The organism is Gillisella taibaishanensis (assembly GCF_001938985.1).
Lineage (GTDB): Bacteria > Pseudomonadota > Alphaproteobacteria > Rhizobiales > Rhizobiaceae > Allorhizobium > Allorhizobium taibaishanense.
Genome location: NZ_MKIN01000022.1, coordinates 985,882 through 999,549 on the forward strand (window position 1 = coordinate 985,882; position 13,668 = coordinate 999,549).

The 13,668-nt window shown below is 60.7% G+C and carries 13 protein-coding genes and 2 pseudogenes; 8 read left to right on the top strand and 7 right to left on the bottom strand.

The genetic code is table 11. The features are described from left to right. Positions 1 to 3: 3 nt before the first annotated feature. The 4 genes and pseudogenes from BJF91_RS15705 to BJF91_RS15720 all read right to left on the bottom strand — a co-directional run bounded on the left by BJF91_RS15705 (position 4) and on the right by BJF91_RS15720 (position 4,590). On the bottom strand, positions 4 to 1,017 hold the full coding sequence (locus BJF91_RS15705; RefSeq protein ID WP_075615380.1) for a flagellar motor protein MotA: 1,014 nt from the start codon (positions 1,015 to 1,017) through the stop codon (positions 4 to 6). 208 nt (positions 1,018 to 1,225) lie between these two features. Continuing rightward, positions 1,226 to 2,026 (bottom strand): inositol monophosphatase family protein, encoded by an 801-nt coding sequence (locus tag BJF91_RS15710; RefSeq protein ID WP_075615381.1) that lies wholly within the window; start codon positions 2,024 to 2,026, stop codon positions 1,226 to 1,228. Positions 2,027 to 2,470: 444 nt separating this feature from the next. Next, a pseudogene (locus BJF91_RS15715) lies at positions 2,471 to 3,511 on the bottom strand (tetratricopeptide repeat protein); the annotation flags it as partial. Positions 3,512 to 3,936: 425 nt separating this feature from the next. Beyond that, the gene (locus BJF91_RS15720; protein WP_075615382.1) at positions 3,937 to 4,590 is read right to left on the bottom strand and encodes a thiamine phosphate synthase; all 654 of its coding nucleotides are present in this window, start codon (positions 4,588 to 4,590) and stop codon (positions 3,937 to 3,939) included. Between the two features lie 474 nt (positions 4,591 to 5,064). Between BJF91_RS15720 and BJF91_RS15725 the strand changes: the two genes are divergently transcribed. Together BJF91_RS15725 and BJF91_RS15730 are read left to right on the top strand one after the other, a co-directional pair. Further along, positions 5,065 to 5,832 (top strand): sulfite exporter TauE/SafE family protein, encoded by a 768-nt coding sequence (locus tag BJF91_RS15725; RefSeq protein WP_075615383.1) that lies wholly within the window; start codon positions 5,065 to 5,067, stop codon positions 5,830 to 5,832. Positions 5,833 to 5,951: 119 nt separating this feature from the next. Then, a complete protein-coding gene (locus BJF91_RS15730; RefSeq protein ID WP_075615384.1) occupies positions 5,952 to 6,212 on the top strand; it encodes an ArsR/SmtB family transcription factor in 261 nt (86 codons plus the stop codon). Between the two features lie 175 nt (positions 6,213 to 6,387). On the opposite strand, the gene BJF91_RS15735 is transcribed toward BJF91_RS15730, so the two are convergent. Then, on the bottom strand, positions 6,388 to 6,561 hold the full coding sequence (locus BJF91_RS15735; protein ID WP_075615385.1) for a YdcH family protein: 174 nt from the start codon (positions 6,559 to 6,561) through the stop codon (positions 6,388 to 6,390). Between the two features lie 340 nt (positions 6,562 to 6,901). Between BJF91_RS15735 and BJF91_RS15740 the strand changes: the two genes are divergently transcribed. The 6 genes and pseudogenes from BJF91_RS15740 (at position 6,902) to BJF91_RS15765 (ending at position 11,194) form a co-directional block, all read left to right on the top strand. After that, a complete protein-coding gene (locus tag BJF91_RS15740; RefSeq protein WP_041697050.1) occupies positions 6,902 to 7,105 on the top strand; it encodes a YdcH family protein in 204 nt (67 codons plus the stop codon). Positions 7,106 to 7,120: 15 nt separating this feature from the next. Next, positions 7,121 to 7,621 carry a 5-(carboxyamino)imidazole ribonucleotide mutase gene (gene purE, locus BJF91_RS15745; protein WP_075615386.1) on the top strand — a complete coding sequence of 167 codons (501 nt, stop codon included), beginning with the start codon at positions 7,121 to 7,123 and terminating at the stop codon, positions 7,619 to 7,621. 45 nt (positions 7,622 to 7,666) lie between these two features. Beyond that, positions 7,667 to 8,734 carry a 5-(carboxyamino)imidazole ribonucleotide synthase gene (locus BJF91_RS15750; RefSeq protein ID WP_075615387.1) on the top strand — a complete coding sequence of 356 codons (1,068 nt, stop codon included), beginning with the start codon at positions 7,667 to 7,669 and terminating at the stop codon, positions 8,732 to 8,734. 186 nt (positions 8,735 to 8,920) lie between these two features. Continuing rightward, positions 8,921 to 9,046 (top strand): type B 50S ribosomal protein L36, encoded by a 126-nt coding sequence (gene ykgO, locus BJF91_RS15755; protein ID WP_003497670.1) that lies wholly within the window; start codon positions 8,921 to 8,923, stop codon positions 9,044 to 9,046. Between the two features lie 582 nt (positions 9,047 to 9,628). Then, positions 9,629 to 10,096, top strand: a pseudogene (locus BJF91_RS15760) (tetratricopeptide repeat protein); the annotation flags it as partial. Positions 10,097 to 10,180: 84 nt separating this feature from the next. Further along, complete coding sequence (locus BJF91_RS15765) at positions 10,181 to 11,194, top strand: alpha/beta fold hydrolase (RefSeq protein ID WP_075615389.1); 1,014 nt, start codon at positions 10,181 to 10,183, stop codon at positions 11,192 to 11,194. 454 nt (positions 11,195 to 11,648) lie between these two features. Here the strand turns inward: BJF91_RS15765 and pyk are convergent, their stop codons facing one another. Both pyk and BJF91_RS15775 read right to left on the bottom strand, forming a co-directional pair. Further along, a complete protein-coding gene (gene pyk / locus BJF91_RS15770; RefSeq protein ID WP_075615390.1) occupies positions 11,649 to 13,088 on the bottom strand; it encodes a pyruvate kinase in 1,440 nt (479 codons plus the stop codon). Next, positions 13,085 to 13,564: a DUF1036 domain-containing protein gene (locus BJF91_RS15775; protein ID WP_075615691.1), complete on the bottom strand. Its 480-nt coding sequence runs from the start codon at positions 13,562 to 13,564 to the stop codon at positions 13,085 to 13,087. Before BJF91_RS15775 ends, pyk begins: the two co-directional genes overlap by 4 nt. Between the last annotated feature and the right edge of the window lie 104 nt (positions 13,565 to 13,668).

Consider the following 13,668-nt stretch of genomic DNA (forward strand, 5'->3'; position numbering starts at 1 on the left):
GGCTTACTTGCTCCCGAGCTTATCGTTCAGCCGCTCCAGCGCCTTGCGCATTGCGCGAGCATCTTCCTGCTGGGCTTCGATCCAGTCGCGCAGCATCTGCTGCTCGTTGCGCATGTTCTTGACCAGCCCCTGGATGCCTTCCGACAAGCCGCTGAGCGCTGCGGTAGACTTATCAGAGGCGCCTGACGGTTGTTGAGCAATCTTCTTCATCTGCTCCAGCAAGCGGTCGATATCCTCGCTGGAAATGCCTGATGCAACCGGGTGATCGGCGCCGATATCGGTGACCGAAGACAGCCAGTTTTCAAGCTCCGTGTAAAAGCGGTTCTGGGCGCGGCCGGCCTGCAGGTCGAGAAAGCCGAGGATCAGCGAGCCGGAAAGGCCGAGCAGTGATGAGGAAAACGCGGTGCCCATGCCAGCGAGCGGCGCCGAAAGGCCGTTTTTCAGGGTTTGCAGCACATCGCTGCCCTGCCCGCCGGACCCGGCATCCAGCGTCTGGATAACATTGCTGATCGAGCCGATCGTGCCGATCAAGCCCCAGAAGGTGCCGAGCAGACCGAGAAACACCAGAAGGCCGATGAGATAGCGCGAGGTATCGCGCGACTCGTCCAGCCGCGTGGCGATGGAATCGAGGATGGAGCGCAGCAGCGTCGCCGACAGCGCCACGGAGCGGCGATTGCCCAAAAGCGAGCGCATTGGCGCCAGAAGCTTCGGGTCCCTGCCAAGCTTGCTGGCATCGCCCATCATCTGGAAATGGTTGAACCAGCGCACTTCCGAAATCAGCCCGATCAGATGGGCAAAGATAAGGATAATGCCGACGGCGAGCACACCGAGGATCAGGCCGTTCAGACCCGGATTGGTATAAAAGGCCTGCTCTGCCTGACGAAACAGGATCGCCGCAATGAAACCGACGAGGATCAGAAAGATCAGCATCGTCAGAATAATGGGCGCCGGGCTCGACAGTTTCGAACTGTAACGGGCCAGTTCGGCGTCCGGGGCGTCCACATCCACATCCGTCATTGGCAGCAGGTCTCCATTACAATCGAAACAGGGCGGTGCGTGTTAACGCGAACATAGGCGGAAGCGTTGCAGCCGGTGTTGAAAAAGCTAAAACAGTCCAACGTTTTTCACGCCTTCGGCCAACGGGCCGGAGGCTAGTTCAAAATCATGACGAATTGAAGCGAAAACCCGTGCTTTTTCAAAAGTGCTGAAAAACGGCGGCAGGAGATCAGGCCTTCGGCAGCGGCCGATTGACCACTTCCAACAGGGCCTTCTGGATATATTCGTTGCCGGCAACGATATCACCACGGGTGAGGCTGTCATTGCCGCCAGACATGTCGCTGACGAAACCGCCAGCCTCGCGGATCAAGAGCAGGCCGGCCGCGATGTCCCAGGCGTTGAGCCCGGTTTCCCAGAAGCCGTCGAAGCGGCCGCAGGCGACATAGGCGAGGTCCAGGGCCGCAGCTCCCATGCGGCGCAGGCCGACCACTTCGCCCATGACGTGGCGCAGCTCGATCAGTGCCTTGCCGTGGTTTCCGCGGCCCAAATGCGGCACGGCGCAGGCAATCACGCAATCGGACAGCACCTTGCGGGCCGCGACCCGAATGCGGCGGTCGTTGAGGAAGGCGCCGCCGCCCTTTTCGGTCGTGTAAAGCTCGTCGGTGGCCGGATTGAAAATCACGCCGGCGACGATCTCGCCATTGCGCTCGAGCGCGATGGAGACTGCAAACTGCGGAATGCCGTGCAGAAAATTGGTGGTGCCATCGAGCGGATCGACGATCCAGCGATGCGCGCCGTCGGTGCCCTTGATCTCTTCGCCTTCCTCACCCAGGAAACCATAAGTCGGCCGCGCCTTCAGCAAGTCCTCGCGCACCAGCTTTTCGGCCTTCATATCCGCCTGAGAGACGAAATCGCCCGGTCCCTTGACCGAGACCTGCAGGTTCTGCACTTCGCCGAAGTCGCGCGACAGAGACTTACCGGCCTTGACGGCCGCCTGAACCATGACATTGAGAAGGGCTGAGCGAGCCATAGCGATTTCCTTAAACTTGATAACTGAGCGTCCGGACCATGCCATCGCGCGATGACATCCGGGCAAGGCCGTGTGGCGGCTTGCAGAGAGTTGAGCGGTTCAAGACCACAAAAACGGCCGCAATTCAAGGGGCCGCAGCCAGCGGATGCGTCGCATCACCCTCAGGCAACGATTCAGCAAGCGGCGCACTGAAGGGTTAGGTCGTCAATCGACCCTCCGTCAGCCCGGATCCTCGTCGTCGCCCTGCGGTGCCTGCGGCTGAGCGCCAGGTGGTGGCACAGTCACACCGGGAAGCGCGGTCGGATCGGCCGGAGGTTCGTCTGGCTTGGCCACGATCTTTTGTTCACCGCCAGCACCAGTCTGCTCGGCTGCCCCGCCGACTGGCGCCGGCTTGCCGCCATTGCCGACCCGTGGCGGGGAGCGGCCGAGCTTGCGCTGACCGGTCCGGTATTTGTTCGCCGCATCAATCGCCTGCTTCTGCTGGCTGTCGGGCAGGCCGAGGTAGAAATCCTCGAGCGCCGGATCGGTAAGGCCGGCGCGGCGCGACAGCACATACCATTTCGCCGCCTCGACGGGGTCGGGTCTGGTGCCGAGTGCACCGACATAGGCGTGAGAAAGCCGGTTCTGCGCGGCGACATTGCCGCGATTGGCAGCAATCCGCAGCCACTTGAAGCCTTGTTCCAGATCCTGTGGTCCAGCGATGCCGTTGATCAGCCAGATGCCGATATCGAGTTGCGCCGTATCGAAGCCAGCGCGGGCCGCCCGCACAAGATATTCGCGCGCCAGCTGCCGCTTTTCGGCCGGCACGTCAGCCACTTTGCGATAGATCTGCGCCACGGCATATTGCGCATCGGCGATGCCCTGGTCGGCCGATCGCTCGTAGAAGGGCAGCGCCAGCAGCAGGCCTTTCTTGCCGGGATTTTCCGAGACCAGCAATTGCGCCCAATTGAACTCGGCAGACGCATTGCCCGCTTCAGCGGCACGGCGCATGTAATCGTCGGCAAGCTTGCGGTCCGGCGTCACGTAACGGCCTTCGAGCAGCATCAACCCGTATTTGAACATCGCGGCCGGATCACCACCGGCTGCAGCCTTTGCATACCAGAAGGCCGCACCTTTGAGATCGCGCTTGACCGCTAGGCCTCGGGTCATCAGTTCGGCGATCAGCGTCTGCGAGGCCGGATCGCCTTTTTCCGCCTTGGGCAAGGCATAATCGAAGGCCGTGCCAAACAGGCCGCGCTGGAAGGCGCCATAGGCAGGGTCGACTTTGCCGTTATAAGGCTTTTCCGGCGGAAGATCCGGCAGCGGAATGCCCATCCGCTCCATCAGCGTAATACCACCTGCCGGACTGGCGTCCTTTACCCCGGGCCGCTGCATCTTGCCGGCATCCTCGCCAGAGACCGGACCGGAGATGGGACCCGGCGCGGAGTCGGGCTGGGGCTTGGTCTCAGGAGTGGCCTGCGGGGGAGATTGCGGATTGGTTTGCAGGCTTCCTTGCGCAGCCGAGCCAGGGGCCGGCGATGCATCTAAATTGCTGAAGCCATCGGGCTGGTTCGCAGCGCCTGCACTGCCCGGCTTCTCAGCCGGCGCACCCGCTGCGCCATCTGCCTGGCCTTCGCTGGAGCCATCTGTGTTAGCGTCGGTGCCCGGCTTGCCGCCACGCGCCCCCTCGCCGGATTTTTCCGCCGGTTTTGCCCCATCAGCCGCAGCAGGCGCAACAGCATTGCTGTCCTGCGCAAAGGCTTTACCGCCCGAGATCAACGGAGCCGCCAGAGCGATTGCTACCAAACCAGCGGCAGCCAAACCAGCGTCAGGCCAAGGCAAGCGACCGAAAGCCGTCGCGCCCCGTAAAAAACGGAGCGAGTTCGGGATCAGCGACAAGGAGCGGGGCGGCGAAGCGGTCATTGAGGCGTTCAACCCTCAAACCGTGGCGCTTTTTCGTCAAGAAGAGCATTTACCTGCGCCACCACGGTGGCCGCTGCTGCCGGGTCATCAAACACGGCCCGAGACAGGGCGACGAATTCCGCACCGGTCTCCGCGCCAGCCAGTGCCGACTGCGGATCATTGCCTGCCATGACGATGCAGGGAATCTCGATCATAGACGACCACCACTCGGCAAGATCAAGATTCTTCGAATGCGCCTCGGGCTTGATGTCGCCATCGAAACGACCGAAGAACATGTAGTCGGGATCGGCATCGCCGGCTTCCAGCGCCTGATGGCGATCCTTGGCCCCGCCGCAACCAACGATCATCTTCGGGGTGAATTTTTCCACCGCTTCGGCCAGCGCATCGACATTGCCTGTTACATGCAGGCCATCGGCCTTGGCCCGGCCGGCGACGCGGCTGTTGTCGGCGACGATGGCAGCGGCCCCTGCGGCCTGCACCAGCGGCACCACCGCCTCGGCCTGCGCCTGGAACGCATCGTCATCAAAACCGTATTGCGGTATGATGACCGAGGCGACATCGCCGCCCTTCAGGGCATCGCCAACTACGGTGGCGAGCGTTGCCGCATCGGCGATCTGCGGCGTGATCAGCACCAGCCGGCAGCGATTTTCTGGCTTAGTCATGGCAAATTCCGTCTTCTTCCTGGCGAGATCGGGTTGACCCGTTGCACTACGACATCCTGCATCTATCAACGCACGACGCTGTAGTACTTTAAATTTGCTGCATAATTTACGCCTTGGATCGATTCCGATTTAAGGCTTACGCAGTAGCGTCCGTTCGGGAAAACCGGGGCCCGCTTTTCCCTCGGCAAACTCTATATGGTAAACGCGAGGCGCTGTAGCACATTTTGCTGAACGCATTCACCTCTATAAATCGATTTCGCCTTAAGGAACTGTGCAACGCATGTTGAATCTGCGCCGACCGCGGCATCGCGGCAGGTGGTTCGATAGAGCGGACCTTACAGCAGCAGCAGCTGGCGGAGCAAAAAACATCGACTGAAACGATTCCGGTCCGGTGATTTATGCGCTAGCTTGGGTATAGAGCATCCCCTGCTCAGGACCACGCACCATCATTCCCGCCACCCTCCGGACATCGCCATGCTGCCAGACCTGACCTTTCTGCTTGCCGCCATTCCCGCCGTCGCGCTCGTCGGGCTCTCGAAGGGCGGCCTTGGCGGCGCGTTCAGCCTGCTTGGCGTGCCGATCCTGGCGCTGGTCGTGCCGCCGATGGCGGCGGCAGCGATCTTCCTGCCGATTCTGCTGGTCTCGGATCTGGTCGCCCTCTATGCATGGCGCGGCCATGGCGACTGGCGCACGTTTTTAGCTCTCCTGCCCGGCGCTCTTGCTGGCATCGTTTTTGGCTGGGCCACCTCGGCACTGGTTCCCGCCGATGCAATGCGGCTGGTGCTGGGCACGATCACCGTGCTCTTTGCGGGGCGGTATTTTGTGCGACGGCTACGCGGAGAACGAGAAGGCAGCCGCCCGGCCCGGGCGCAGAACACCATCGCCGCCACCGCCTGGGGCGGCCTCGCCGGCTATGGCAGCTTCATCGCCCATGCCGGCGGCCCACCATTTGAAATTTATGCCCTGCCGCTGAAACTCGACCCCCGCACCTATACCGGCACCAGCGTGCGGTTCTTCGCGTGTCTCAATGCCATCAAGGTCATTCCCTATGTGGCACTCGGCCAGCTCGACGTCAGCAATCTCACGCTGTCGCTGACGCTGTTACCCGTGGTTTTGGTATCGACGATGGCTGGCGCATGGGTCGTCCGGCGTATGCGCGCCGAGACCTTTTATCCCCTGATCTACGGCATGACGCTGATAGCGGGAATGAAACTGCTTTGGGACGGGCTGTCGGTGATATAATGCCTTTTGCGCCAATAAGTTGTCGCAAAATTGATATCCGTCGAAATCCCGAAAAAATTGTATTTTCGCGTCGCACAATTGCGCTTGCCGGGAGCGTTTCTGTGTCATAGCGTGCAGATATGACAACCATCGACCCGTTCTCGGCGATCGCCGACCCAAACCGACGCTACCTGCTTGAAGAGCTGCGCCGCGCACCGCGCACGGTCAATGATTTGGCCCAGGGCCTGCCGATCAGCCGGCCAGCCGTGTCGCAGCATTTGAAGGCGCTCCTGGACTGCAACCTGGTCACCGTCACCAGCCAGGGCACCAAGCGCATCTACTCCGTCAACAATCCGGGCTTCGTCAGGCTCAATCTCTGGCTGGACCAGTTTTGGAACTGACGGAACGGCTTGAGCCGGCGCGTTCGCAGTGATTTTCACAGCTCCAGAAACAGAAGGCCCCGAAGGCGAAGAGCGCTCCGGGGCCATTATTTACTGTGCAAGTCCATTCGTCTTGCAGAAACTGTATCGGCCTTAGAAACGCGTTACGCAATCGGGGCCGGTGAGCGAAACCTGGTCAATGTCTAGTCGACTTCAGGCGCTCCATTTCATCCTTGAGGCGCAGTTTGAGGCGCTTGAGTTCCAGAATTTCTTTGTCGTCGGTCGAGGGTGAGGAAAGGGCGGCATGTAGTTTCTCCTCCAAAACTCCATGCTTCTTGGCAAGCGATTCAAGATGAGCCTGAATGGTCATTTGATTCTATCCTTCCTTTTCAACCTCCAGCTTCCATCGCTGGAGCTTTTTTGGTTTACGACAGGAGTGTGACACGATCTTTTCCCGATGTCTAAGGCGAAAAACTGATTTATCTGCGACAATTTCGTGGTGGCACAGGTGACGTTTTTCACCTCGCGTCACCCCATTGCCGTAGGTCACTCATATGGTGGAAGAATTTCAGAAATACCCGAGGGGGTTGGCGAGATGAAAAATATGCAGAAGGGCTAACTTCCCGTTACCGACGTTTGGTGATAGGAGCTTGCGCCATTCCACCATGCATCAGAAATAGATACAGACATCGACAGAATGGGGACTTAGGATGCCGGATCAGGACCACGCGGATACAAGGCTTCAGCTCGCAAGGCTTCGTCAGGAACACGAGGATTACGACGCCGCGATCAACGCCATGGTTCAGGTCGGGTGCGATGCCTTGCGGATCCAGCGCATGAAGAAGAAGAAGCTTGCCATCAAGGACAGGCTCACCAAGCTGGAAGACCAGTTGATCCCCGACATCATCGCCTGAGAAAGGGTGCCGCCGATGCAGGACGAAAGACCGCCCGTTGCCATCATCATGGGTAGCCAGTCCGACTGGGAAACCATGAAGAATGCCGCCGATACCCTGGACGCGCTTGGCGTCAGCTACGAGGCGCGCATCGTCTCGGCCCACCGCACACCCGATCGTATGGTCGCCTTCGCCAAGGGCGCGCGCGACGAAGGCTTCCAGGTGATCATCGCCGGTGCCGGCGGTGCTGCCCACCTGCCAGGCATGGTCGCATCGCTGACGCCGCTGCCGGTCTTTGGCGTGCCGGTGCAGTCGAAAACCATGTCCGGGCTCGACAGCCTCTATTCCATCGTGCAGATGCCGGCCGGCATTCCCGTGGGTACGCTTGCCATCGGCCGCGCCGGCGCTGTCAATGCCGCCCTGCTCGCCTCCCGCGTGCTGGCCCTGCAGGACGGCGACCTCGCCGACCGGCTGGACGACTGGATCGACAACCAGTCCGCCGCCGTCGCCGATTATCCCACCGACGAAGCCCCTTGAGATCGGCGACCAGGACTGGCCGCAAAGACCAATAATCGTGAACGGATCACCAGCGTGAAGACCATTGGTATTATCGGCGGCGGCCAGCTTGGCCGCATGCTCTGCATGGCTGCAGCCCGGCTGGGCTATAACACCGTCGTACTCGAACCCCAGGAAGGCTGTCCGGCCGCCCAGGTCGCCGTCAGGCAGATCGTGGCCGATTATGCCGATCCGAAAGCGCTCGCGGAACTCGCGGCCCTCTGCGATGTCGTGACCTACGAATTCGAAAACGTGCCTGTTTCGGCTGCCGAGGCCCTGCAGCAAAGCGTGCCGGTCTATCCGCCGGCGCGCGCGCTTGCCGTCTCGCAGGACCGGCTCAGCGAAAAGCGCTTCTTGAACGACAGTGGCATTGCCACCGCCCCCTTCCGCGCCGTCGACAGCCAGGAGGATCTGGAGCGGGCGCTCAACGAATTCGGCGGCGAAGGCGTGCTGAAGACCCGCCGCTTCGGCTATGATGGCAAGGGCCAGCGCGTTTACCGCAAGGGCGACGATGCAAGCGGCGGCTACGAGGCACTGGGCGCCGTGCCGCTGATTCTCGAGGGCTTCGTGGCCTTCGAGCGCGAAATCTCGATCATCGCCGCCCGCGGCATCGACGGCGCGATCGCCTGTTACGACCCCGCCGAAAACATCCACCGTGACGGTATCCTGCATACCTCGACCGTTCCGGCCTCGATCTCACCCGAGACGGCTGAGGCCGCCCGATCGGCGGCGGAAAAGCTCCTGACAGGCCTCGACTATGTCGGCGTGGTCGGGCTTGAACTGTTCCTGATGGCCGATGGCAGCCTGATTGCCAATGAAATGGCGCCACGCGTGCACAATTCCGGCCACTGGACAGAAGCCGCCTGCCTGATCTCGCAATTCGAGCAGCATATCCGCGCCGTTGCCGGCCTGCCGCTCGGCTCGACTGCCCGCCACAGCGACTGCGTGATGACCAACCTGATCGGCGACGACATCGACGCCCTGCCCGCCTGGCTGGGACAAAAGAACGTGCTGGTGCATATGTATGGCAAGGCCGACGCACGGCCCGGCCGCAAGATGGGCCATGTCACCGCGCTGACGTCAGCGCGCTCCTGAACTGGCTCCTGAACCGGGAATAACCTGCCGGATCGGGGGAAAATGCCCGGTTTTGCGGTTGACAGGCCGGGTTCTCACGGGGTATGTGCCTGCAACCCTGAAACAGCGCGCCCCGCGGTGCGTTTTTCTTTGATATTACATCCCGGTGGAACCGCTTGGTTCCCTGGCAACCATGCGGATCTAAAAATGAAGATCAAGAATTCGCTGAAAGCGCTCAAGGCACGTCACCGCGACAACCGTCTGGTTCGCCGCAAGGGCCGCGTTTACATCATCAACAAGCAGAACCCGCGTTTCAAGGCCCGTCAGGGCTGATCGACTTCGGTCGGTCGCCTCGCCTCCCCAGGGGGCGGCATCACCCCGGCGTGATGCGCCCTTTATGATAGGGTGAGGCCAGCATAAATGCAGAATTCGGTTTGAAACAAAGCGCATGCGCGATAGATTATCGGCATGCGCTTTGTTCGTTTGTCCCTTCGTTCGATTCTTCTCACCTGCTTGACAGCCACTGTCGGTAGCATGGTGCCGGCCTTTCAGGCCGCCCAGGCGCATCCCCTTGCCGATCTCGTGGCAAACGGAGCGCCCACCAAGCCGGATCAAGGGCCGTCAGCTTCGCCCTTCATGCCGCAGGACAAGACACCGCTCCAGCCGCCAGCGCAAAGCATGCCGCCCGCCCTGCCCTTCACCCCCGATGACAAAAACGGCCCGCCGCTTGCCGATCAGCAGGACGAACCCGGCCAGAACGGCCCGGGAAAACCAGGGCAAGATCAAAACCAGTCGGATAAGGGCCTGAACGACGACAACGACCAAGGCAAGAAGAAGAACGACCAGCAGCAATCCGCCCCAGTCGAACGCCTGGAAGACCGCAGCAGCACGCTAGCGCTTGCCGGCAAGCCCGCCGATGAATTGCTGACCCAGTTGAAGCGCGAGCGTCAGCCCGAGGCAGCGAAAGCCATTGCCGCAGCCATCATGGCAGACTGGTCCGATTCCGGCAGCCCGACCGTCAATCTACTGATGCAATGGGCGGACAAGGCCATCAAGGACAAGAAGAACGCGGCCGCCTTCGATTTTCTCGATCAGGCCGTGGTACTGAAGCCTGACTATGCCAATGGCTGGGGCCGGCGCGCCAGCCTGCATTACGAGATGGGCAATTACCGCAAGGCGATGTCCGATCTCAATCATGTGCTGGCCCTGGAGCCACGCCATTTCGGCGCGCTCGAAATGCTCGGCAATATCCTCGGCGAAACCGGCAGCGACGCCAAGGCGCTTGAAACGTGGCAGCGCTATCTGGACATTTATCCTGCCGACCGCGCGGCCCAGAAGACCGTCACGGATCTCTCGGAAAAACTGGCGGGCGCACGCACATAGCATGATCCGCTTCAGCCCGCCCAAGAGCAATGGAAACCGCCCCTTCACAACCCGCCGGCCTACCAATCCTGAGAGGACGCGCGCATGCTGACGGCTGCCCTGACAATCGTTGCCGCTCTTGCCTTACTCTTGGTTGTGCTCCTAGTGTTTTCCACAGTCAAAATAGCACAGATCACTGAAACCCATCCAAATTTAGGGCAACTAATCCCTATAAGGGACGGCCATCTCAATCTTTTGCACCTTCCGCCCGGACCAGATGCCGACCTGCCGCCGCTGGTGTTCATTCACGGCGCGAGCGGCAATCTGCGCGATCAGGCGGAGGCGTTTCGGCCCGCTCTCGAAGGCCGTGCCGAGCTTGTTTTTGTCGACCGTCCCGGCCATGGCTATTCTCCGCGCGGTGGATCGCGCAACGACACGCCTGATGGCCAGGCAGACGCCATTGTCGAAGCGCTGGATGCACTTGGTATTAGCAGCGCCATCATCATTGGCCATTCCTTCGGTGGCGCCATTGTCGCAAGCCTTGCCCTGCGGCATCCCGGCAAGGTGGCGGGGCTTCTTTTCCTCGCTCCTGCCACGCATCCCTGGCCGGGCGGGGTCGACTGGCATTATAACCTGACGGCAATGCCGATCATCGGCCCTCTCTTTGCCCGCACGATTGCACCACTGGCCGGTCTCGCGCGAATGGACGCAGCAACCCGCGGCGTTTTTGCGCCCAATGCAAGACCTGAGGGCTATGTCGAGCGGACCGGGCCGAGCCTGGTGCTACGGCCACGCACCTTCCGCAGCAACGCTATCGATGTGAGCGGGCTTCACGCCTATGTCACCCGCACGGCGCCCCGCTACCGGGAGATCAAGGCACCGACCGTGATCATCACCGGCGACAGCGACCCGATCGTGCTCGCACACATCCATTCGGACGGCCTCGCCCGCGACATCGACGGTGCCAGATTGCTTTGGGTGAGAAACCTCGGCCACAAGCCCGATTACTGCGCCACCGACCTTGCGGTCGCCGCTATAGAGACGCTTGCCGGACGTAATCACGATTTAGAGAGCTTGGCCGAGATGCGAAGCCGCGCTTTGGAATTGTCAACAAACTGATAACTAAGCGCGTTATTTAATAGGCCAGTAACCAGTGGCCGACAGCGCAACACAACCATTGGTTAGATGGAATTGACAGCACAATCATATTTTGCAAAACTCAATTCATAAGAACTAAGCAGTTCCTACATTAATTTTATCAAAGACGAAATTAAATTACTCTAATATACAAACAAAAAATACATTAAACATGAGTAATAAAGCCGCCCCTCCCAGGCGGCTTTATTATGTTGAGCGGCACACAAAACCTGTGACGGCGTCCCCCAGTTACACGTTTATTTGGAAGCGGCACGGTCGACCGCACTGCCAGCAAAACCATCGCTACAAGCCACGCCACCTTCGTTACTGGACGTCCACAAACGAAAACGCCGCCCATCCTGGCGGAGGGCGGCGCAGAAAAATAGGATCAACAAAGATCACATCGGCGCTGGTAGGCGCCGAAGGTTTCAGACCATCAAACGCCGGAGAGACCGTCCGGGCCGATATAGGCAATGCGCAGCATGTTCGTGGCGCCGGGGGTGCCGAGCGGCACGCCAGCCGAGATGATGACGCGGTCGCCAGGCTTGCCAAACTCTTCCGAGACGACAATACGGCATGCACGGTTGACCATGTCGTCCAGGTCGGTCGGCTCTTCCGAGACGACGCAGTGCAGGCCCCAGACCACCGACAGGCGGCGAGCCGTCTGGATGACCGGCGACAGCGCCAGGATCGGCACTTCCGGCCGCTCACGCGACGCGCGCAGGCCGGTATTGCCCGAAGATGTGTAGCAGACGATCGCGGTCAGCTTCAGCGTTTCGGCGATCTGGCGGGCTGCGAGCGAAATCGCATCGGCGCCAGTTGCTTCCGGCTGCGGGCGCTGCGCATAGATGATGCCGGGATAGTGCGGGTCAAGCTCGACCGTGTGAGCAATCGAGGCCATGGTTGCGACCGCTTCAACCGGATACTGGCCGGACGCCGATTCGGCAGACAGCATGATCGCATCGGCGCCTTCGAACACGGCGGTTGCCACGTCGGACACTTCGGCGCGGGTCGGGACCGGCGCGGAAATCATTGATTCCAGCATCTGGGTGGCGACGACAACAGGCTTGCCTTCGCGGCGGCAGGCGCGGATCAACTGCTTCTGGATACCGGGAACCGCTTCAAGCGGCATTTCGACACCGAGGTCGCCACGGGCCACCATCAGCGCGTCGGACAATTCAATGATTTCGTCGATGCGTTCGATGGCCTGCGGCTTTTCAATCTTCGACATCAGGCCGACGCGGCCACGGGCGATCTTGCGCACTTCGGCCAGATCTTCCGGACGCTGGATGAAGGACAATGCCACCCAGTCGACATCGTTGGTGGCGAGAACCGCATCCAGGTCGGCGCGGTCCTTGTCGGTCAGCACGCCGGTGGCGAGAATGGTATCGGGCAGGCTAACGCCCTTGCGGTCGGAAATCTTGGTGCCAGAGACGACCGTACAGACAATGGTCTTGCCGTCGCACTTTTCGGCACGCAGATGCAGCTTGCCGTCATCGATCAGCAGGCGATGGCCAACCTTGACCGCTTCCAGGATTTCCGGATGCGGCAGATAGACCCGGTGCTCGTCGCCAGGGGCTTCGTTGCTGTCGAGGGTAAAGGTCTGGCCGGGCTTCAGCTCGACGGTCGTATTGGCAAATTTGCCGACGCGCAGCTTCGGACCCTGCAAGTCGGCGAGAATGCCGATCGGGCGACCGCAGGCGGCCTCCACGTTACGGATGCGCTGGATCAGCGTGCGCATCACATCGTGGCTGGCATGGCTCATATTGATTCGGAAAAGATCGGCGCCAGCCTCATGCAGCTTGCGGATCATGGCTTCGTCCTGCGAAGCCGGTCCGAGCGTTGCGAGAATCTTGACTTTGCGGTTGCGCTTCATTGCTTCTGGCCTTCCTGAGTCCCTGGCGTATCGGACAGCTGAACCATCCAGCTCCCCTGGCGGCCCGTGTCATATTCCTTGAATCCCATCTGCTGGTAACCGCGCTTGAAACAATCCCCGACCCCGACGATCTTGAACTCGTTTTCCGCCACGCACATGTTCACATTACCGGTCCAGCGACCGCCGCGCGCGGCGTCTTCGGCATAGAGGTAATAGTAGCGCGACTTCAGCTCACCTTCGATCAGTGTGGCGCAGGTGGAGGCAGGCACCTGCCACCAGCCCTCGCTAATCCAGCCTTCCGCCGCCCGGTAACCGATGGCGACGCCGACGAGATTGGCCGAACCGTTGCAGACGCGAAAATCGGCACGCGCCGCCGTGGCAAAGGCAAAAGGTGAAAAAACGATGCTCAATAACAGGCTGAGGCGCCAGAGGCGGCCCGGTCCTGTTACGAAAGAGAGTGTGTTGGAATGAGGCACGGCTTCCGACGAAACTCCATATTTCTGTGTTGCCTTCTTGCGATTATGGACCAAGAAAGTCAACGCAACTCTAATCGATTGTATTCCCCATGCAGATGATGAGG

What these genes read in the sequence shown, in the direction of transcription:
- BJF91_RS15705 (WP_075615380.1), bottom strand. Translation starts at nt 1,017, where the DNA reads ATGACGGATGTGGATGTGGACGCCCCGGACGCCGAACTGGCCCGTTAC.
- BJF91_RS15710 (WP_075615381.1), bottom strand. Translation starts at nt 2,026, where the DNA reads ATGGCTCGCTCAGCCCTTCTCAATGTCATGGTTCAGGCGGCCGTCAAG.
- BJF91_RS15720 (WP_075615382.1), bottom strand. Translation starts at nt 4,590, where the DNA reads ATGACTAAGCCAGAAAATCGCTGCCGGCTGGTGCTGATCACGCCGCAG.
- BJF91_RS15725 (WP_075615383.1), top strand. Translation starts at nt 5,065, where the DNA reads ATGCTGCCAGACCTGACCTTTCTGCTTGCCGCCATTCCCGCCGTCGCG.
- BJF91_RS15730 (WP_075615384.1), top strand. Translation starts at nt 5,952, where the DNA reads ATGACAACCATCGACCCGTTCTCGGCGATCGCCGACCCAAACCGACGC.
- BJF91_RS15735 (WP_075615385.1), bottom strand. Translation starts at nt 6,561, where the DNA reads ATGACCATTCAGGCTCATCTTGAATCGCTTGCCAAGAAGCATGGAGTT.
- BJF91_RS15740 (WP_041697050.1), top strand. Translation starts at nt 6,902, where the DNA reads ATGCCGGATCAGGACCACGCGGATACAAGGCTTCAGCTCGCAAGGCTT.
- purE (WP_075615386.1), top strand. Translation starts at nt 7,121, where the DNA reads ATGCAGGACGAAAGACCGCCCGTTGCCATCATCATGGGTAGCCAGTCC.
- ykgO (WP_003497670.1), top strand. Translation starts at nt 8,921, where the DNA reads ATGAAGATCAAGAATTCGCTGAAAGCGCTCAAGGCACGTCACCGCGAC.
- BJF91_RS15765 (WP_075615389.1), top strand. Translation starts at nt 10,181, where the DNA reads ATGCTGACGGCTGCCCTGACAATCGTTGCCGCTCTTGCCTTACTCTTG.
- pyk (WP_075615390.1), bottom strand. Translation starts at nt 13,088, where the DNA reads ATGAAGCGCAACCGCAAAGTCAAGATTCTCGCAACGCTCGGACCGGCT.